The sequence below is a fragment of the Acidovorax sp. FJL06 genome (assembly GCF_003852545.1).
GTDB lineage: Bacteria > Pseudomonadota > Gammaproteobacteria > Burkholderiales > Burkholderiaceae_C > Acidovorax.
On record NZ_QAJR01000012.1, the window covers coordinates 113,404 to 132,497 of the forward strand.

A 19,094-nucleotide genomic window follows, 5' to 3' on the forward strand; every position below is an offset into this window, starting at 1 on the left:
ACCAAAATGACAACGCCAACGCAGAGTTTCAAGTTCTCGCCCACCGCCTTCGCCGTGATCGCCGCCTGCGTGCTGGCCACGGGCGGCGCCCTGGTTTTCTCGGGCGCATCGCGCGCGGCCGATGAGCCCAAGGCCAACCAGCCCCGCCCCGCGCTCACGGTGAGCACGGCCCAGCCGCAGCGCACCTCCGTGCCCCTGCGCCTGGCCGCCAACGGCAATGTGGCCGCCTGGCAGGAGGCCAGCATCGGCGCCGAAAGCAATGGCCTGCGCCTGACCGATGTGCGCGTGAACGTGGGCGACGTGGTCAAGGCCGGCCAGGTGCTGGCCACCTTCTCGGCCGAGACGGTGCAGGCCGATGTGGCGCAGATGCGCGCCGGCCTGCTTGAAGCGCAGGCCAATGCGGCCGAGGCAGCGGCCAACGCCGACCGGGCCCGCGCCTTGCAGGCCACGGGCGCCCTGAGCCAGCAGCAGATCCAGCAGTTCACCACGGCCGAGAAGACGGCCCAGGCGCGGGTGGAGGCCGCCCAGGCCACGCTCAACGCGCAGCAGCTGCGCCTGAAATACACCCAGGTGGTGGCGCCCGACAGCGGTGTGATCTCGGCCCGCACGGCCACCGTGGGCGCGGTGGTCGGCGCGGGCACCGAGCTGTTCCGCATGGTGCGCAAGGGGCGCCTGGAGTGGCGTGCCGAAGTCACCTCGACCGAACTGCGCCGTGTCCAACCCGGTGCCAAGGTCAGCGTGACGGCGGCCAGCGGCGCCACGGCCGAGGGCACGGTGCGCATGGTCGCGCCCACGGTGGACCCGCAGACGCGCAACGCGCTGGTGTATGTGGACCTGCCCGCCAACGCGGACTTCAGGGCGGGCATGTTTGCGCGCGGCGAGTTTGCGCTGGGCAACAGCGATGCGCTCACCGTTCCGCAGGAGGCCCTGGTCGTGCGCGATGGCTTCTCGTACGTGTTTGTGGTGGGGCCCGAGCAGCGCGTGCAGCAGCGCAAGGTGCAGGCAGGCCGCCGCGTAGCCGACCGCGTCGAGGTGCTCACGGGCCTGGACGCCAATGCCTCGGTGGCCGTGCGCGGCGCGGGCTTCCTCAACGACGGCGACCTGGTGCGCGTGGCTGCAGCGACCGCGGCCCCTGCCGCGCCCGTGCAGGCCCCAGTGCCCGCAGATTCAAAGCAAAAACAGCCTTCACCGCGCGATGGTAAAGCGCTGAATGCTATCAATTGAGGAGCAATCGGATGAATGTATCCACTTGGTCCATCAAGAACCCGATACCGGCGCTGATGCTGTTTGTGCTGCTGACCTTCGGCGGCCTGCTGTCCTTCAACGCCATGAAGGTGCAGAACTTCCCGGACATTGATCTGCCAACGATCTCGGTGACCGTGGCGCTGCCGGGCGCATCGCCCGCGCAGCTTGAAAACGACGTGGCGCGCAAGATCGAGAACAGCATCGCCACGCTGCAGGGCCTCAAGCACATCTACACCAAGGTGCAGGATGGTGGGGCCACCATCACCGCCGAGTTCCGGCTGGAAAAGCCCACGCAGGAGGCTCTGGATGACGTGCGCTCCGCCGTGGCCCGCGTGCGCGGCGAGCTGCCGGGCGATGTGCGCGACCCCATCGTGACCAAGATGGACCTGGCCGCGCAGCCCGTGCTGGCGTTCACCATCGCGTCAAGCCGCATGGATGACGAGGCGCTGTCGTGGTTCGTTGACGATGCCGTGGCCAAGAAGCTGCTCACCGTGCGCGGCGTGGGTGCGGTCACCCGCGTGGGCGGCGTGCAGCGCGAGGTGCATGTGGCCCTCGACCCGGTCAAGCTGCAGGCCCTGGGGGCGACGGCGGCCGATGTGTCGCGCCAGCTGCGCCAGGTGCAGACCGAAAGCGCCGGAGGACGCACTGACCTGGGCGGCAGCGAGCAGCCCGTGCGCACGCTGGCCACCGTGCAGTCGGCGCAGGAGCTGGCCGACCTCACGCTGGCGTTGTCTGACGGGCGGAAAATCCGCCTGGACCAGGTGGCCACGGTGTCTGACACCATTGCCGAGCCGCGTGCCCTGGCCCTGCTCAACGGCAAGCCGGTGGTGGGCTTCGAGGTGGCGCGCAGCAAGGGCGCGAGCGAAGTTGAGGTGGGCGCGGCCGTGCAGGTGGCCCTTCAGGAGATGCGCGCCCAGCACCCCGACCTCACTATCACCGAGGCGTTCAACTTCGTGCAACCTGTGCAGGAGGAATACGACGGCTCCATGCACCTGCTGTATGAAGGCGCGCTGCTGGCCGTGCTGGTGGTATGGCTGTTCCTGCGCGACTGGCGCGCGACCTTTGTGTCGGCCGTGGCGCTGCCGCTGTCGGTAATCCCGGCATTCATCGGCATGCACCTGCTGGGTTTCTCCATCAACGTGATCACTCTGCTGGCCATGTCGCTGGTGGTGGGCATCCTGGTGGACGATGCCATCGTGGAAGTTGAAAACATCGTGCGCCACCTGCGCATGGGCAAGACGCCCTACCAGGCGGCCATGGAGGCCGCCGATGAAATTGGTCTGGCCGTGGTGGCCACCACCTTTACGCTGATCGCGGTGTTTTTGCCCACCGCTTTCATGAGCGGCATTGCCGGCAAGTTCTTCAAGCAGTTTGGCTGGACGGCGTCGCTGGCGGTGTTTGCCAGCCTGGTGGTGGCGCGTGTGCTCACGCCCATGATGGCGGCCTACATTCTCAAACCCATCGCGGGTGGCCACAAGGACCCGCGCTGGATGACGACCTACCTGCGCTGGGCGGCATGGTGCATCAAGCACCGCTGGGTCACCTTCCTGGGCACTGCGGCGTTCTTCATCGGATCGCTGGCGCTGATCCCGCTGCTGCCCACGGGTTTCATACCGCCCGACGACAACTCGCAGACCCAGGTGTACCTGGAGCTACCCCCTGGCGCCACGCTGTCGCAGACCCGCGCGGCGGCCGAGGACGCGCGCGAGCGCATCGCGCGGGTGGACCATGTGAAGAGCGTCTACACCACCATTGGCGGTGGCACTGCGGGGGGGGATCCTTTCATGGGTAGCTCAAACGCCGAGACGCGCAAGGCCACGCTCACCATCCTGCTGGCAGAGCGGGGCGACCGCCCGCGCAAGCAGGGCATCGAGAACCAGATCCGCGCCGCGCTGGAAACCCTGCCTGGCGTGCGAAGCAAGGTGGGCCTGGGCGGCTCGGGCGAGAAGTACGTGCTGGTGCTGACCGGCGATGACCCGCAGGCGCTGACCACTGCCGCGCTGGCGGTCGAGAAGGACCTGCGCACCATCCCTGGCCTGGGCAGTGTGTCGTCCACCGCCAGCCTGGTGCGCTCGGAGATCGCCGTGCGCCCTGATTTCGCGCGCGCCGCCGACCTGGGCGTGACCAGCAGCGCGATTGCCGAAACCCTGCGCATCGCCACGGTGGGCGACTATGACGTGTCGTTGCCCAAGCTCAACCTGGCCTCGCGCCAGGTGCCCATCGTGGTCAAGCTGCGGGACGACGCGCGCAAAGACCTGTCGTTGCTGGAGCGCCTGCCGGTGCAGGGCAGCAAGGGCCCGGTCATGCTGGGCCAGGTGGCTACGCTGGAGTTCAGTGGCGGCCCGGCCGTGGTGGACCGCTACGACCGCGCGCGCAACGTGAACTTCGAGATCGAGCTCTCGGGCCAGCCCCTGGGCGATGTGACGAAGGCTGTGGAGGCCCTGCCCTCCATTCAGAACCTGCCGCCGGGCGTGCGCCAGATCACGATCGGTGATGCCGAAATGATGGGCGAGCTGTTTGCGAGCTTTGGCCTGGCCATGCTGACGGGCGTGTTGTGTATCTACATTGTGCTGGTGCTGCTGTTCAAGGACTTCCTGCACCCGGTCACCATCCTGGCGGCATTGCCACTGTCGCTGGGCGGGGCGTTTGTGGGCCTGCTGGTGGCGCAAAAGAGCTTCTCGATGCCCTCGCTCATCGGGCTCATCATGCTCATGGGTATTGCAACCAAAAACTCGATCCTGCTGGTCGAGTACGCCATCCTGGCGCGGCGCGAGCATGGCATGACGCGTCTGGAGGCTCTCATCGACGCCTGCCACAAGCGCGCGCGGCCCATCATCATGACCACGCTGGCCATGGGCGCGGGCATGCTGCCCATCGCCATCGGTTTTGGCGCGGCGGACGCCAGCTTCCGCTCGCCCATGGCGGTGGCGGTGATCGGGGGGCTCATCACCTCCACGCTGCTGAGCCTGCTTGTGATTCCGCCAGTGTTCACCAGCGTAGACGACCTGGGCCAGTGGTTCGGGCGCATGTTGCGCCGATTGCGGGGCCTGCACCCGGCGCGTGAGCCTGCCGAAGCCTTGCCACCCGCGCCACCCACGGCGCACTGACTGTCGTCCAGGCGCTGAGGGCCGGGCGGCAACACGGGGGTTGCGTCTGCTGAAAAGCCGGGAAATCACCCGGCAGGCGAAGGGTTTGCCGGGCGCGGTGCGTTGGATAATGTGCAGAGAACCATGAACCTCGTCGGCCTCAACATCGAATCCATCCAGCTCGGTCACCCGCTGCCTTTTGTGCTGCGGGGCTCCGATGGCGCCCTGCTGGCCCAAAAAGGCTATGTGATCCGCACCCGGGAGGAACTGGCCAAGATGGTAGCCCGGGGGCGCCAGCTGTGTGTGGACACCGACGAGTCGGGCGGCAGCCACCGAGCCTACCTGGCACAGCTGCAGCGCATGCTGATAGCGGACACCAACCTGGGCGAGATCGCCGCCATGAAGATGACGGCCGCCGAGGAATCTGCAAGCCGGGCCCGTGCAGAGGCTGCCCGGGCCCAGGCGGACTGGCCTGAGCTGCAGCTGCGCGCCACGCAACTGCTGCGTACGCCCTCGCCCAGCGATTTTGGTGCGCGCTTCCAGGCACTGCATGAAGAACTGGCCCGCCACTGCGAGCAGACACCCGACGCCACCCTGCTGGCGCTGATCTACCTGTCGGCCCAGGAAACACGCATGTACAGCGCTACCCACTCCATGCTGGTGAGCTGCGTGTGCATGGTGGTGGCGCGTGAGATGCTGCGCTGGCCTGCGGGCCGGGTGCAGCAGGTGGGGCATGCGGCTCTCAGCATGAACATCTCCATGACGGAGTTGCAGGACCAGTTGGCCCAGCAGACCCATCCTTTGACTGCGGCGCAGATCGCCGCAGTAGAAAACCACGCCGAGCGTTCCGAGGCACTGCTGCGCCATCTGGGCGTGGCGGACCCGGTATGGCTGGAGGCCGTCCGCTGCCACCACCACCGCACCCCCGGCCCACTGGACCAGAAGACGGATGCCCAGCAGATGGCGCGCCTTGTTCAGCGTGCCGACATCTTCGGCGCACGGCTCGCGCCCCGCGCTGCCCGCTGGCCCATGCCGGTCACGGCTGCCATGCAGGCCAGCTACTACGACGAAGAGCAGCAGGCGGACGAAGCCGGTGCTGCGCTGGTGAAGACTCTGGGTGTGTACCCGCCGGGCGCCTTTGTGCGGCTGGCCAGCCGCGAGGTGGGTGTGGTGATCCGTCGGGGCACCACCGCCACCACGCCCAAGGTGGCCGTGGTGACCAACCGCGACGGCATGCCCACGGGCGAGCCCATCCCGCGCGATTCGGGCATGCCACCCTGGAAGGTCACCGGTGTGGTGGCCTTCAAGGATGTGCGGGTCAAGCTCTCGCTGCACCGTCTGTTGCAGATGGTCTGACCTCTGCCTCTGGGCGCGCCTTGGGTGTCGCCAGCAGTTCCCCCTTCTTTTCCCCTTTTCCCCCGTTCTGCCCGCCGGCCCAGCATCTTGCGGGCATGGCCCGCGTGCGCTTGCTCGCGTGCTGTACGCAGAGCGGGCGGGCCTACCCATGCTGCCATGTCGGAAATATGAATCCAAAGGCGAGGGCGATGCGTATACCGTTCAGTACAAATAAAAACTCATGTGGACAAAAAATGATGAAGCGGTTAAATTGTCCCCATTACTTGCCAGCTGCCCAACACCCCATGAACACAAAGTCACGCTGTATCTCCCTGGCTGCCCTGCTGGCGGGGCTGTTGCTGGCGCCCCAGGCAAAGGCGGCCGACACTGAGGCCCCATGTCCTAGTACGCTGAAGCACAGCTTCCCCCGCCTGCAGGACGAAAAGCCCCAGTCGCTGTGCCAATACAGCGGAAAAGTGGTGCTGGTGGTCAATACGGCCAGTTTCTGCGGCTTTACCGGCCAGTACAAGGGGCTGGAGGAGCTGTATGCGCGCTACAAGGACAGGGGCTTGGTGGTGTTGGGCTTTCCGTCCAACGACTTTGCCCAGGAAAAAGGCAGCAACAAGGAGATCGCGGACTTCTGCGAGAACACCTTCGGGGTGAAATTTCCGATGTTCGCCAAGAGCAGCGTGAAAGGCCCCGAGGCCTCGCCGCTGTTCCAGCAGCTGGCGCAGTTGTCAGGCACCGCGCCGCGCTGGAACTTCCACAAGTACCTGCTGGGGCGTGACGGCCAAGTGGTGGACAACTATTCCAGCCTGACCGGCCCTGACAACAAGGGCCTGGTGCGGGCCATCGAGCAGCAACTGGCCCGGCCCGCCCCCCGGTGAGCGCCATGGTTTCTTTACGTTTTTTTATAAAAATTCCGGGCGAGCTCTGGAACTTCGCGGAAATGGCACCACTCTATCCATTGCGCAAGACGATTGCGCAGCGTACAGTTTTAATGTTGCGAAGCCTTTCGGGCCCCCGGGTTCCGACTGACCTCCTGGAGCGCTTCTCCTCCCTCCCTCTCTTATTCGTTTCGGGACGCTTCGCAACCTTTTTATTCCGTGCATCGGCCAGAGGGAGCCGGTCATGAAAATCGCCATCATCGGCTCCGGCATCTCCGGGCTGTCGGTCGCGCATCAACTGCGCGGCCAGGCAGACATCACGCTGTTTGAGGCGGGTGACTATTTTGGCGGCCACACACACACGGTGAATGTGACGTTGCCCGATGCCTCGGGCACCCCAGTCACCCACGGTGTGGACACTGGCTTTCTGGTGTTCAACGAGCGCACCTACCCCCACCTCATCCGCCTGCTGGCCGAGCTGGGCGTGGAGACCGCCAAATCCGACATGTCGTTCTCGGTGCAGGTACCGAGTGCCCTGAGCGGACCTGGCGGCGGCCGTGCGCTGGAGTGGAGCGGGACCAACCTCAGCACCGTGTTTGCCCAGCGCTCCAACCTGGTCAACCCGCGTTTTCTGGGCATGCTGCGCGACCTGCTGCGCTTCAACAAGCTGTGCACGCGCATTGCAGAAAAACAGGCCGAGGCGGCGCTGATGCAGCCACTGGGCGACTTCTTGCGCGAGCACCGCTTTGGCGACGCGTTCCGCGACTGGTATTTCCTGCCCATGCTGGGCTGCATCTGGAGCTGCCCCACCGACCAGATGCTGAAGTTCCCCGTGGCCACCATGATCCGGTTTTGCCACAACCACGGGCTCATCCAGGTGAGCAACCGCCCACAGTGGTGGACGGTTTCCGGTGGTGCGCGCCACTACGTGGAGAAGATTGTGGCGGGCATTGCCGACAAGCGTCTGAACACCCCCGTGCGCCGCATCGAACGCGACGCGGCTGGTGTGCGCGTGTTGACTGCAGGCTATTCAGAGCGTTTCGACAAGGTGGTACTGGCCACGCATTCCGACCAGTCGCTCGCGCTGCTGGCCGAACCCACCCTACAGGAACGAGCCGTGCTCGGCGCCATCCGCTACCAGGCCAACCGCGCCGTGCTGCACACAGACACCTCGGTGCTGCCTGCGCGCCGCGCTGCCTGGGCCGCGTGGAACTACGAGCGTGCCCAGCAAAAGAGCCGCGAGTCGGCCCGCGTGTGCCTGCACTACCTCATCAACCAGCTGCAGCCTGTGCCATTTGCCCAGCCCGTGGTGGTGTCGCTCAACCCAGTGCGCGACATTGCCCCCGAAAACGTGATCGGCAGCTACGAGTACGCACACCCGGTGTTCGACATGGCCGCCATCCGTGCGCAGCAGCAAGTGGGCAAGCTGCAAGGGCAGCAGAACACGTGGTTCTGCGGCGCCTGGACGGGCTATGGCTTCCATGAAGACGGGCTGAAATCCGGACTGGCCGTGGCCGAACGGCTGCGTGCCACCCTGCCCACACCCATGGCGGAGGCCGCGTGAGTCTCGCTTCAGCCCCGCCCGCAGCGCCCCTGATCGGCTTCGGTCAGGTGCGCCACGCGCGGCTGCGGCCCCGGCGGCATGCATTTGCCTACCCCACGTTTTTCCTGATGCTGCCCATGCGCAGCCTGCCCGGCCTGCGCAGCGCGCTGGCCGTGAACCGAAGCGGTGCCATCAGTTTTCATGACGTGGACCACGGCGACGGCCGCAGCGCCGTGCAGGGCGGGGCGCTGGCCTGGCTCGACGAGCTGCTGCGCACCGAAGGCATCACCGATGCAACGGGCGAAGTCTGGCTGCACTGCTACCCGCGCGTGCTGGGCTACACCTTCAAGCCCGTGAGCTTCTGGTACTGCCACCGTGCCGACGGCAGCCTGCGCGCCATCGTGGTCGAGGTGAACAACACCTTTGGCGAGCGCCACTGTTATCTGCTGGATGCCCCCCAGTACGGCGTGGAGCAGCAGGCACGCAAGGTGTTCCATGTGTCGCCGTTCTGCGAAGTCAGTGGCGGTTACCGCTTTCGCTTCATGCGCACCGAGGCCGGTGCACAGGACGCGGGCCGCACCGTGGTGCGCATCGACCACGACGACGATACCGGCCCGCTCATCCAGACCAGCGTGAGCGGAACCCTGCACGCCATCACCCCGCAGACCCTGCGCCAGGCGCTCTGGGGTTATCCCGCCATGACGCTGGCCATCATTGCCCGCATTCACTGGCACGCGCTGCAGCTGTGGCTCAAGCGCGTGCGTTTCCACCGCAAGCCCGAGGCGCCCGCCGCCGCAGTGACCCGCTGATTTCCATGACGAACGAGACCGCCATGAATTCCACCACCGCCCCCCGCTCTGCCCTGACCCTGCCCGCAGGCACTCCGGCTGCCGCCCGCACTGCGCTCAAGCTGCTGCAGCGCCTGCAGCATGGCCACCTCACGGTGCAGCTGCCCGACGGCACCTTGCAGCACTTCGGGCACGGCAACGGCCCCTCTGCGGCGATCACGCTCAAGAACTGGAACGTCTGCAGCGCAGCGCTCAAGTCGGGCGACATCGGCTTTGCCGAGAGCTACATCGCGGGCGACTGGACCACGCCGCACCTCACCGACCTGCTCAAGCTCTTCATCGCCAACCGTCAGCAGGTGGAAGGCGTGATCTATGGCACCTGGGCTGGGCGGCTGCTGTACCGCATCAAGCACCTGCTCAACCGCAACACGCGCGCCAACAGCCAGAAAAACATCCACGCCCACTACGACCTGGGCAACGCGTTCTACGAGTTGTGGCTGGACGACACGATGAACTACTCGTCCGCGTGGTTCGAGGGCGACGCAGACGGCGACATGCGCAAGGCACAGCATGCCAAGGTGCGCCGCGCGCTGCGCATGGCGGGGGTTGAGCCGGGCTCCCGGGTGCTGGAAATCGGCTGCGGCTGGGGCGCACTGGCCGAGATGGCGACCGTTGAATTCGGCGCCAACCTCACGGGCGTGACACTCTCCACCGAGCAGCTCGCGTTTGCGCAAAAGCGCATGGCGCAGCAGGGTGTGGCCGGGCACGCTGACCTGCGTCTGCAGGACTACCGCGACATCCAGGACGGTCCATACGACGCCATCTGCTCCATCGAAATGGTCGAGGCCGTGGGCCGCGAATACTGGCCCACCTATTTCCAGTCGGTGAACCGCCTGCTCAAGCCAGGTGGCAAGGCCTGTATCCAGAGCATCGTGATCGACGACAGCCTGTTCGAGCGCTACATCAGCTCCACCGACTTCATTCAGCAATACATCTTTCCTGGCGGCTGCCTTCCATGCCCGCGCGAGTTCCGCCGCGAGGCCGAGGCCGCAGGCCTGCGCGTGGTGGATGAGTTTGCGTTCGGCCAGGATTACGCCGAGACCCTCAAGCGCTGGCGCGAGCGCTTTCTGGCGCAGCGCACGCAGATCCTGCAACTGGGGTTCGATGAGCGCTTCATGCACATCTGGGAGTTCTACCTCGCCTACTGCGAGGCCGCGTTTGCCATGGGCAACATCGATCTGGTGCAGTACACCCTGGTGAAAGCATGATTGCTATAAAAAACATAGCTATCAGCGCTTTGCTATCAGGCGCAGGGGCCGTTTTTGGCTCGAATTTTGCAATGGCGCAAGGCCCGCAAGGGATTGTTGCCGCGTCGCCAAGCGCCAGCGCACCTTTGGCTGGTGCGCGCCTGGTGGGGCAGGGCACCTTGCGTTTCCTGGGTTTTGAGGTGTACCGCGCTCGCCTGTGGGCCCAGCCCGGTTTTGATGCCGACCAGTACAGCGCACACCCGCTGGCGCTGGAGCTGACCTACCAGCGCAACTTCACTGCTGAGGCCATTGCCAAACGCTCCATCGAAGAAATGCGCCGCGTGGGCAGCTTCACGCCGCAGCAGGCCACCCACTGGCAGCAGGCGCTGCAGGCAGCGCTGCCGGATGTAAAACCTGGCGACCGCCTGCTCGGCCTGTACCAGCCGGGTGCAGGCGCCGTCTTCAAGATGGGCGGCCGCGTGGTGGGCGAGGTGGCTGACGCCGAATTTTCTCGCCTGTTCTTCGGCATCTGGCTCTCGCCCCAGACCTCCGAACCCGGTCTGCGCCGGGAGCTGCTGGCCGCCACCCGAACCGCAGGCCAACCATGACTGCTATGCAGCCCATCCGCGCCAGTGCTGGCTTGGCCTATGGGCTGCTCGGGCTGCCGCTGGCGTTTGTGGCGCTGCCTCTGTATGTGCTGCTGCCCAACCACTACGCGCGCGAATTCGGCATGCCGCTTGCCACGCTGGGCTCGGTGCTGCTGGCGGCGCGGCTTTTTGATGCGTTCACCGACCCGCTGCTGGGCCGCCTGTCCGACCACCTCTTTGGCCGCTCGGTGCGCGCCGTGCTGGCGGTGGGCGCGGGGTCGGCAGTGGTACTGGTGCTGGGCTTGACCAGCCTGTTCTTTCCGCAGGTAGCTGGGGCCGACGCGCTCATCACCTGGGCGCTGGTGACGCTGCTCATCACCTACACCGCCTACAGCCAGCTCAGCATTGCACACCAGTCCTGGGGCGCGCGGCTGGGCGGCGACGAGCTGCAACGCGGCCGCATCGTGGCCTGGCGTGAGGGCGCAGCGCTGCTGGGCGTGGTGCTGGCTTCGGTGCTGCCTGCGATGCTGGGCCTGCCGGTCATGCTCAGTGTGTTTGCTATCGCCCTGCTGATGGGTTGGTGGGCGTGGACGCGTGCACCACGCCCCGCAACGCATGCGGGCGGTGCCGTGGCGGGGGTGTACCGCCCCCCGCAGCGCGCCAGCCTGTGGCGGCCCTGGGAGCGGGCTGCCTTCCGCCGCCTGCTGGCGGTGTTCATGCTCAACGGAATTGCCAGCGCCATACCGGCCACGCTGGTGCTGTTTTTTATCCAGGACCGTCTGCAGGCCCCGCCCACGCAGGAGCCAATGTTTCTGGCGGCCTATTTTGTGTGTGCAGCGCTGTCCATCCCGATGTGGCTGCGCGCTGTGGCGCACTGGGGCCTGGCGCGCACCTGGCTGGCGGGCATGCTCTTGGCGATTGGCGTGTTTGTGTGGACGGCGTTTCTGGGCGCGGGCGATGTGGTGCCGTTCCTCGTGGTCTGTGCGCTGTCGGGCGTGGCCCTGGGCACTGACCTGGCCCTGCCCAGCGCGCTGCTGGCAGGTGTGATCGCGGCGGAAGGCGATAGTGGCCAGCACGATGGCGCGTATTTTGGCTGGTGGAACTTTGCCACCAAGCTCAACCTGGCATTGGCCGCAGGCCTGGCGCTGCCCCTGCTGGGCTGGCTGGGCTACACCCCCGGCACGCGCAGTGCCGAGGGCCTGCAGACCTTGGGTTGGGCCTACGCGGTGCTGCCCTGCATGCTCAAGTTGCTGGCAGCAGGGGCGCTGTATTTCCTGGTGCTTCGGCCTGCGCACCGCGCGGCCAGCGCCTGACAGTCTGAGGGAACTCCCATGATGCAAAGACGCCTTCTCCTATCTGCCGCCGTGGCGGCCCCTTTGGTGCTGTCCGGCTGCGCCAGCCAGAACCTCGATGGCTACGCCAGCGAAAAGCCGGTGCTCGACCTGGCCCAGTATTTCAACGGCAAGATCGACGCCTACGGCATCTTCCAGGACCGCAGCGGTCAGATCGTCAAACGCTTCACCGTCGTCATGGACTGCACTTGGAAAGGCAACGAGGGCGTGCTCGACGAAGCCTTCACCTACTCCGACGGCACCACGCAGCGCCGCATCTGGCGGCTGACGAAACATGCCGACGGCCGCTATACCGGCACCGCCGACGATGTGGTGGGCACCGCCAACGGCCAGACGCGCGGCAACGCCTTTCGCTGGAACTACACACTCGCCCTGCCGGTGGATGGCACGGTCTACAACGTGGACCTGGACGACTGGATGTACCTCATCGACGACCGTGTGATGCTCAACCGCGCCACCATGAGCAAGTTCGGCGTACGGCTGGGCGAGATCACCTTGTCCTTCACCAAACGCGCACCATGAGCCTCAACCCCCCCCTGCGCGACTGGCACGGCCGCCGGGTCTGGCTCATCGGGGCCAGCAGCGGCATTGGCAGGGCCACGGCAGTCGCGCTGCATGCGCGTGGTGCGCAAGTCATCGTGTCGGCGCGCAACGGCGATGCCCTCCAGGCGTTCGTGGCGCAGCACCCCGGCAGCGTGGCCCTGGCCTTCGACACCGCCGAGCCCGATCAGGTGCAGACCGCCGCCGTGCAGGTGCTGGCAGGCGGCGCGCCCGATCTGGTGTGCTATTGCGCGGGCTACTACCGCGACATGCGCGCCACCGATTTCGACCTGGCCGTGATGTTGCGCCACGAGCAGATCAACTACAACGGCGTGCTGCACGTGCTGGCCGCTGTGTTGCCCGCGATGCTGGCTGCAGCCCAGGCCGGGCGCCCAGGGCATGTGAGCCTGATCAGCAGCGTGGCGGGTTTCCGGGGGCTTCCCAAGAGCCTGGCCTACGGGCCCACCAAGGCCGCGCTCATCAACCTGGCTGAGGCGCTCTACCTGGACCTGCATGACCTGGGACTGGGCGTGAGTGTGATCAACCCCGGCTTTGTGGCCACGCCGCTCACGGCGGGCAACGACTTCACCATGCCGGCCCTCATCTCGCCCGAGGCTGCCGCTGCCGCCATCGTGCAGGGCTGGGAGCGGGGACAGTTCGACATCCACTTTCCCAAGCGCTTCACGTGCGTGATGAAGCTGCTGCGGCTGCTGCCGTATCGGTGGTACTTTCCAGCGGTTCGCCGCTTCACAGGCCTTTGACTTTAGCCATGCAGCCTTCGAACACGACCCCCTCCACCGAAGAGTCCGTCACGCGCGTCATCGCGTTCTTTGAGAATCTGTCCCCCGCCGATGTGGCGACCATCGGCAACCTGTATGCCCCGCAGGCCCGCTTCAAAGACCCGTTCAACGAGGTGGTGGGCGTGCCCGCCATCCAGGGCATATTTGCCCACATGTTCGAGGCGCTGGAGCAGCCACGGTTTGTGGTCACCGGCCGCGTGGTGCAAGGGCAGCAGTGTTTTCTGACCTGGGATTTCCTTTTTGCCTTCAAGAGCTTTGAAAAGGGCGTGCCCCAGACGGTGCGCGGCGCCTCGCACCTGGTGCTGGACGAACAAGGCCTGGTGACCCTGCACCGCGACTACTGGGACGCGGCCGAGGAGTTGTACGAAAAGTTGCCCGTGGTCGGTGCGCTGATGCGCTGGCTCAAGAAACGCGCCAACAGTTAGCAGTGAACAGTTAGTTGATCGTTGGCGGGTGTTGTGCCGCGCCAGGGGCTTGATGCTGGCGCTCAGGATGGCCTGGTGTCTGCGAAGCTTGGGCGCAGCATCAGCTTGTCCAGCAGCTTGCCCAGGTTGGGGTATTCGTTGCGCCAGGCGATCTCTGGGAAGCGGAACTCCAGCCAGCCCAAGGCACAGCCCACGGCGATGTCGGACAGGCTCAGGTGGATGCCGCTGCAATAAGGCTTGTCGCCCAGGCCCTGGCTCATGGACTTGAGGCCGTCGTTCACCTTGATCAACTGGCGGTCAATCCAGGCCTGGCTGCGCTCGCTGTCCTTGCGGTGGGCCCAGGTGGCTTCCAGGCGGGCCAGGATGGCGGCGTCCATCACGCCATCGGCCAGCGCCTCCCAGGTCTTGACCTCGGCGCGCTCGCGGCCTTGGGACGGGATCAGCTTGCCCACGGGCGACAGGGTGTCGAGGTATTCGACGATCACGCGGGAGTCAAATACCGCTTCGCCGCCTTCCATCACCAGGCAGGGGACCTTGCCCAGCGGGTTGGAAGTGGCGATGTGGGTGTCGTCAGCCCAGACGTTTTCTTGTACGAACTGGTAGTCGAGCTTTTTCTCCGCCATCACGATACGTACCTTGCGCACGTAGGGGCTGGTGGTGGCTCCGATCAATTTCATGGTAAGTCTTCCAGTGCGCGGGATAAGCTGAACAATTCGGGTTTGATTCTATCGACAGCGACCCGGCGTGAGGCCGACTGATGCGCCGCCCCCACAAACCCCGCCGACCCACCCCGCCTACAATGGCGCGCCATGAGCCTGTCCACCATCACTGCCCTGTCGCCGCTTGACGGCCGTTACGCCCCCAAACTTGCCGCCCTGCGCCCGATCATGAGCGAGCACGGCTACATGCACCGCCGTGTGCAGGTGGAGGTGGCATGGTTCATCGCGCTGTCTGATGCGGGATTTGCTGAGTTCAAGCCGCTTACCACCGGAGCGCGCGCTTACTTGCTGGGCCTGGTCAAGAACTTCTCCGAGGCCGATGCCGCCGCGATCAAGGAGATCGAGAAGACCACCAACCACGATGTAAAGGCGGTCGAATACTGGATCAAGAGCAAGTTCGAAGCGCGCCCCGAGCTGGAAAAAGCCTCCGAATTTGTGCACTTTGCCTGCACCAGCGAAGACATCAACAACACCAGCCATGCGCTGCAGCTGCGCTCGGGCCGCGACCAGGTGGTGCTGCCAGGGCTGGACCGCATCGTGCTCAAGCTGCGCGAGATGGCCCACGCCTTTGCCGACGTGCCCATGCTCAGCCGCACCCACGGCCAGACGGCCAGCCCCACCACCGTGGGCAAGGAGATGGCCAACGTGGTGATGCGCCTGCAGGCCGCCTGCGAGAAGATCGCCGCCGTCAAGATCATGGGCAAGATGAACGGCGCCGTGGGCAACTACAACGCCCACCTGTCCGCCTGGCCCGAGTTTGACTGGGAAGCCTTCAGCAAGAAGGTCATCGAAACGCCCGAACCCCTGGGCCTGGGCCTGACCTTCCAGCCCTATTCCATCCAGATCGAGCCGCACGACTACATGGCCGAGCTGTTCGATGCCGTGGCCCGCGCCAACACCATCCTCATCGACCTCTCGCGCGACATCTGGGGCTATGTGAGCCTGGGCTACTTCAAGCAGCGCCTGAAGGCGGGCGAGATTGGGTCGTCCACCATGCCGCACAAGGTCAACCCGATTGACTTTGAAAACGCCGAAGGCAACCTGGGCCTGGCCAACGCGCTGCTCAAGCACCTGTCCGAAAAGCTGCCGATCAGCCGCTGGCAGCGCGACCTGACCGACAGCACCGTGCTGCGCAACATGGGCGTGGCCCTGGGCTACGCAGCGCTGGCCTACACGTCGCTGCTCACGGGCTTGAACAAACTTGAAATCAACGAAGAGGCCCTGGCCGAAGACCTGGACGCCGCCTGGGAAGTGCTGGCCGAGCCCATCCAGACGGTGATGCGCCGCTTTGGCGTGCAAGGTGCCTACGAGAAGCTCAAGGAAGTGACCCGCGGCAAGACCGTGACGGCCGAGGCGCTGCATGGCCTGATCAACTCGCTGGAAATCCCCCAGGCCGAAAAAGACCGCCTGCTGGCCATGACGCCCGGCAGCTATGTGGGCAAGGCGGCCGAGCTGGCACGCCGCGTTTGATCTGGGCGTGAAATTCACATTTGCGCAGGGACACCGCGCCTCAGTGATTCATAGCCCCCAGCATCGAGCCAACAATTTTGACGCTTTGCGTTTGTTGGCAGCAGTGTTGGTGATATGGAGTCATCAGTTTGCACTGATGGGGCGCCCTACGCCGCTGATTTTCGGTAATGAGCCGGGTGCTCTGGGCGTGGTGCTTTTTTTCGCCATCAGTGGGTATTTGGTAACCCAATCGTGGGTGGCGGATCCTCATGTCCGCCGCTTCGCTGCGCGGAGGGCGCTTCGAATCTGGCCCGGTCTCACGGCGCTTGTGTTGCTGTCGGTTTTTGTCTTGGGACCACTGCTGACGGAGCTGTCCGTACCCCAGTATTTCAGTCACAAGGCTACTTGGCAGCATCTGCTGAACTTGGTTCTTCAAACCCAAATTGGTCTGCCCGGTATCTTTGCGTCGAACCCGCATCCTGGATCGCTCAACGGACCCCTCTGGACGATTCCAATAGAGGTTGGTTGTTACGCCGCACTGGCCTTGGTTGGATGGCTCGGATTGATGCGCTGGCGTTGGTTTCCTTTATGTGTTTTCCTTGCTTTAGCTGGGTTGCTGCAGTGGCGGTACAGTGCTTGGCCTCACCCTGAGTGGTCATTCGCGCTGCAATACGCAATGATCTTTGCAGTTGGATCTGCCCTGTCACGGTGGGAGTCGATTTGGCTTGAGCATCCTTGGGTGACGGCTGGACTTCTTCTTGCGGCGTGCAGTCTGCTCTACAAGTTTGGACCTTCTCCTTTCAATGGACAGAGTCCTTTGATTGCGCTGGCGGGTCTCGGTGTGGTGTGGGGCGCTTGCTGCACGCCTGTAATAAATCGGGCTGGGCGCTTCGGTGATTTTTCATATGGCCTGTACATCTATGGCTTCGCGGTGCAACAGATCATCATCTGGGGGGCGGCGAATCAGCTATCGTTTGGCGTGGCGTTTGTGCTGAGCATTATTGGGGCGTTGTTTTGCGCCGCCTTGTCTTGGCACTTTGTGGAGAAGCCTGCACTGCGCTGGAAGCCCCAGCGAGTACTTGAAAAATAGCCCGAGATGCTCGCATGCAGCCTCAAAGTGACTGAAATCAGCTATGGCAATTCGTCGAGATTGGCAGATCAGCCAGTCCCGTGCACGCGAACCTAGGACTATAGTCAAAGAATCCATGGCCATCAAATCCACCATCTTCAAGGCGAACCTCCAAATCGCCGACATCGACCACGGCTACTACGCCGACCATGCGCTCACGCTGGCACGCCACCCCAGCGAGACCGACGAGCGCATGATGGTGCGGCTGGCAGCGCTGGCCATCCAGGCGCACCAGCTCAACGACCTGTGCAATGGCGACGCCACGCTGGCGTTTGGCGCGGGCCTGTCGGACCCGGATGACCCGGATGCTTCGCTCACCGACTTCACCGGGCGCAAGCGTGTGTGGATCGAGGTGGGGCAGCCCGAGGACAAACCGCTGACCAAGGCCTGCAGCAAGGCCGATTCCGTGATCGTCTATTGCTTTAACCACGCAGCGGAAATCTGGTGGAAGGGCATCGAGACCAAGCTCTCGCGCCTGGACAAGCTGCAGGTCTGGCGCATCCCGACCGATGCCTCGCAGGCGCTGGCGCAACTGGCCGAGCGCAGCATGCAGTTGCAGGCCACGGTGCAGGAAGGGGCCATCACGCTGAGCAGCACGCAGGGCAGCGTGCATGTGGAGCCTGTGCGCTGGAAGTGATGCGCCCTTAGGCCTGAATAGCCGCTTGCGCCTAATGGATAAGCGCCTGCAGCTATCAAAAAAAGAGCAATTGAATGATGGTGGCTGACATCGGTCAGCGTGGCATGAGCGCGCCACATTGCCAGCACTGCTCGAAGCCGCCTTCCACGATTTCGCCGCACCGGCAGGCCCAGTGGCGCTGCGGCAGGGCCTGCAGCGCTTGCAGCAGGGCGTGCGCGCGGGTGGCGTGTTCGTCGCAGTCCAGCCAGATCTCGGGCAGGCACTGGTCGGGCGGCAGGTGCCCGGCGGCGGCGCCCAGGTACTGGCGCTGCACCGACGCCGTCATGCCCGCCTCGCACAGCAGGTCGGCCCACAGCGTGGCGATGGCGATGTTCGGGGCTTGGGTCAGGCGCAGCATGGCTCCACCTTAGCGGCTGGCGGGGCCGGCGTACAGCCCCCGGCCTTGCTGCTCTTGCGCTCAGATCGTAAACACGTTCTCAGAGGGCGGGCGGCTTGCGCGGTGAGGCGCCCTCGGCAGCCCGTTCGGCGTAGCGGTTGAAGCGCCACGCGGAATGCTCCAGGGTGATGCGGCGCCACACCACGCGCTTTTCTGCGGGGGACATGGCCGGCCAGTGCTGCACCTCATCAAAGGTGCGTCCGCATCCCTTGCAAAGATCGTCCCCCTGGCTGGTGGAGCAGATGGCGATGCAGGGGGTGTCGGGTGTCGTGTCGTACCAGGCCTGCCACGCCGCCAGCGCGCGCGCGGGCAGGCGGTCTTCGCCAATGGCGGTCTGGCGGTGGTAGACCATCAGCGCGTACGTTTCACCCAGGGCCTCGATCTCGGGCGCCAGCGCGACGCCGTCAGGCGACGGCGCGCGGTGACGCCAGTGGTTGATGGCGGCTTCGATGTCAGTGATGTGGATGGCGGCCATGGAGGGGCAGGACACAAGGGGGCTGGATCATAGCCGCCCGCCCGGGGGATGCTGGCTGTGGTGGTTTTTCGGTGGGCCACGCCCAAGGCGGGGCGGACGTAAGCAGAAACCACAACATGCCGGGCCTTGCGCGCTGGCGCAGGCGATGTTCCAATCGAGGGCTCGAAGGGGAGTAGCTCCCGACTTGCAATGCTGTACGGCCGGTTTCTGGCGGGCGTGTGGCGCAAGGCATCGGATTCGTCGTCAATACGAAGCATCGCTTCCGGCGTTCCGGGTTCCGCGCACATGGCTGCGTGCTGAACTGAGCAAGACCTTTGATGGGCCCTCTGTGGGCTGATCAAGGCTGTCCCTTCGCATGCCACGCCCCCCTATCGGGTGCAAGAACTCCTTGATCCTCCGACCGCAGGCCCTCTA

General features: G+C 65.1%; 18 protein-coding genes. 15 read left to right on the top strand and 3 right to left on the bottom strand.

What is annotated here, in order from left to right; genetic code table 11:
• Positions 1–6 precede the first annotated feature (6 nt).
• From DBV10_RS07750 to DBV10_RS07805, 12 genes are all read left to right on the top strand, one after another.
• The gene (locus DBV10_RS07750) at positions 7–1,224 is read left to right on the top strand and encodes an efflux RND transporter periplasmic adaptor subunit (RefSeq protein WP_233589846.1); all 1,218 of its coding nucleotides are present in this window, start codon (positions 7–9) and stop codon (positions 1,222–1,224) included.
• Between the two features lie 11 nt (positions 1,225–1,235).
• Positions 1,236–4,352: an efflux RND transporter permease subunit gene (locus tag DBV10_RS07755; RefSeq protein WP_124512256.1), complete on the top strand. Its 3,117-nt coding sequence runs from the start codon at positions 1,236–1,238 to the stop codon at positions 4,350–4,352.
• A gap of 123 nt (positions 4,353–4,475) precedes the next feature.
• Entirely contained in the window at positions 4,476–5,687 is a 1,212-nt protein-coding gene (locus DBV10_RS07760; protein WP_124512258.1) for an HD-GYP domain-containing protein, read from the top strand.
• A gap of 284 nt (positions 5,688–5,971) precedes the next feature.
• Positions 5,972–6,553 (top strand): glutathione peroxidase, encoded by a 582-nt coding sequence (locus DBV10_RS07765; RefSeq protein ID WP_124512260.1) that lies wholly within the window; start codon positions 5,972–5,974, stop codon positions 6,551–6,553.
• Positions 6,554–6,797: 244 nt separating this feature from the next.
• On the top strand, positions 6,798–8,117 hold the full coding sequence (locus tag DBV10_RS07770) for an NAD(P)/FAD-dependent oxidoreductase (protein ID WP_124512262.1): 1,320 nt from the start codon (positions 6,798–6,800) through the stop codon (positions 8,115–8,117).
• Entirely contained in the window at positions 8,114–8,905 is a 792-nt protein-coding gene (locus DBV10_RS07775) for a DUF1365 domain-containing protein (protein WP_124512264.1), read from the top strand. The genes DBV10_RS07770 and DBV10_RS07775 overlap by 4 nt, the downstream gene beginning before the upstream one ends.
• Positions 8,906–8,928: 23 nt before the next feature.
• Positions 8,929–10,152, top strand: a complete 1,224-nt coding sequence (locus tag DBV10_RS07780; protein WP_124512266.1) for a cyclopropane-fatty-acyl-phospholipid synthase family protein — start codon at positions 8,929–8,931, stop codon at positions 10,150–10,152.
• A 71-nt stretch (positions 10,153–10,223) separates the two neighbouring features.
• Positions 10,224–10,739 carry a chalcone isomerase family protein gene (locus DBV10_RS07785; RefSeq protein WP_124512268.1) on the top strand — a complete coding sequence of 172 codons (516 nt, stop codon included), beginning with the start codon at positions 10,224–10,226 and terminating at the stop codon, positions 10,737–10,739.
• On the top strand, positions 10,736–12,031 hold the full coding sequence (locus DBV10_RS07790) for an MFS transporter (protein ID WP_124512271.1): 1,296 nt from the start codon (positions 10,736–10,738) through the stop codon (positions 12,029–12,031). The genes DBV10_RS07785 and DBV10_RS07790 overlap by 4 nt, the downstream gene beginning before the upstream one ends.
• Before the next feature lie 18 nt (positions 12,032–12,049).
• Positions 12,050–12,592 carry a DUF3833 domain-containing protein gene (locus DBV10_RS07795; protein WP_124512273.1) on the top strand — a complete coding sequence of 181 codons (543 nt, stop codon included), beginning with the start codon at positions 12,050–12,052 and terminating at the stop codon, positions 12,590–12,592.
• Positions 12,589–13,371: an SDR family oxidoreductase gene (locus DBV10_RS07800; RefSeq protein WP_124512275.1), complete on the top strand. Its 783-nt coding sequence runs from the start codon at positions 12,589–12,591 to the stop codon at positions 13,369–13,371. The genes DBV10_RS07795 and DBV10_RS07800 overlap by 4 nt, the downstream gene beginning before the upstream one ends.
• Before the next feature lie 8 nt (positions 13,372–13,379).
• Complete coding sequence (locus tag DBV10_RS07805; protein ID WP_124512277.1) at positions 13,380–13,835, top strand: nuclear transport factor 2 family protein; 456 nt, start codon at positions 13,380–13,382, stop codon at positions 13,833–13,835.
• Between the two features lie 62 nt (positions 13,836–13,897).
• On the opposite strand, the gene DBV10_RS07810 is transcribed toward DBV10_RS07805, so the two are convergent.
• A complete protein-coding gene (locus DBV10_RS07810) occupies positions 13,898–14,512 on the bottom strand; it encodes a glutathione S-transferase N-terminal domain-containing protein (RefSeq protein ID WP_124512280.1) in 615 nt (204 codons plus the stop codon).
• A gap of 132 nt (positions 14,513–14,644) precedes the next feature.
• On the opposite strand from DBV10_RS07810, the gene purB reads away from it, so the two are divergent.
• The 3 genes from purB (at position 14,645) to DBV10_RS07825 (ending at position 17,769) form a co-directional block, all read left to right on the top strand.
• Positions 14,645–16,024, top strand: a complete 1,380-nt coding sequence (gene purB / locus DBV10_RS07815) for an adenylosuccinate lyase (RefSeq protein ID WP_124512282.1) — start codon at positions 14,645–14,647, stop codon at positions 16,022–16,024.
• 7 nt (positions 16,025–16,031) lie between these two features.
• Entirely contained in the window at positions 16,032–17,093 is a 1,062-nt protein-coding gene (locus DBV10_RS07820; protein ID WP_233589847.1) for an acyltransferase, read from the top strand.
• A 115-nt stretch (positions 17,094–17,208) separates the two neighbouring features.
• Positions 17,209–17,769, top strand: a complete 561-nt coding sequence (locus tag DBV10_RS07825; protein WP_124512286.1) for a YaeQ family protein — start codon at positions 17,209–17,211, stop codon at positions 17,767–17,769.
• A gap of 94 nt (positions 17,770–17,863) precedes the next feature.
• Here the strand turns inward: DBV10_RS07825 and DBV10_RS07830 are convergent, their stop codons facing one another.
• Complete coding sequence (locus DBV10_RS07830; RefSeq protein WP_124512288.1) at positions 17,864–18,166, bottom strand: DUF2007 domain-containing protein; 303 nt, start codon at positions 18,164–18,166, stop codon at positions 17,864–17,866.
• Between the two features lie 79 nt (positions 18,167–18,245).
• Entirely contained in the window at positions 18,246–18,680 is a 435-nt protein-coding gene (locus DBV10_RS07835; protein ID WP_124512290.1) for a DUF3717 domain-containing protein, read from the bottom strand.
• Positions 18,681–19,094: the final 414 nt, after the last annotated feature.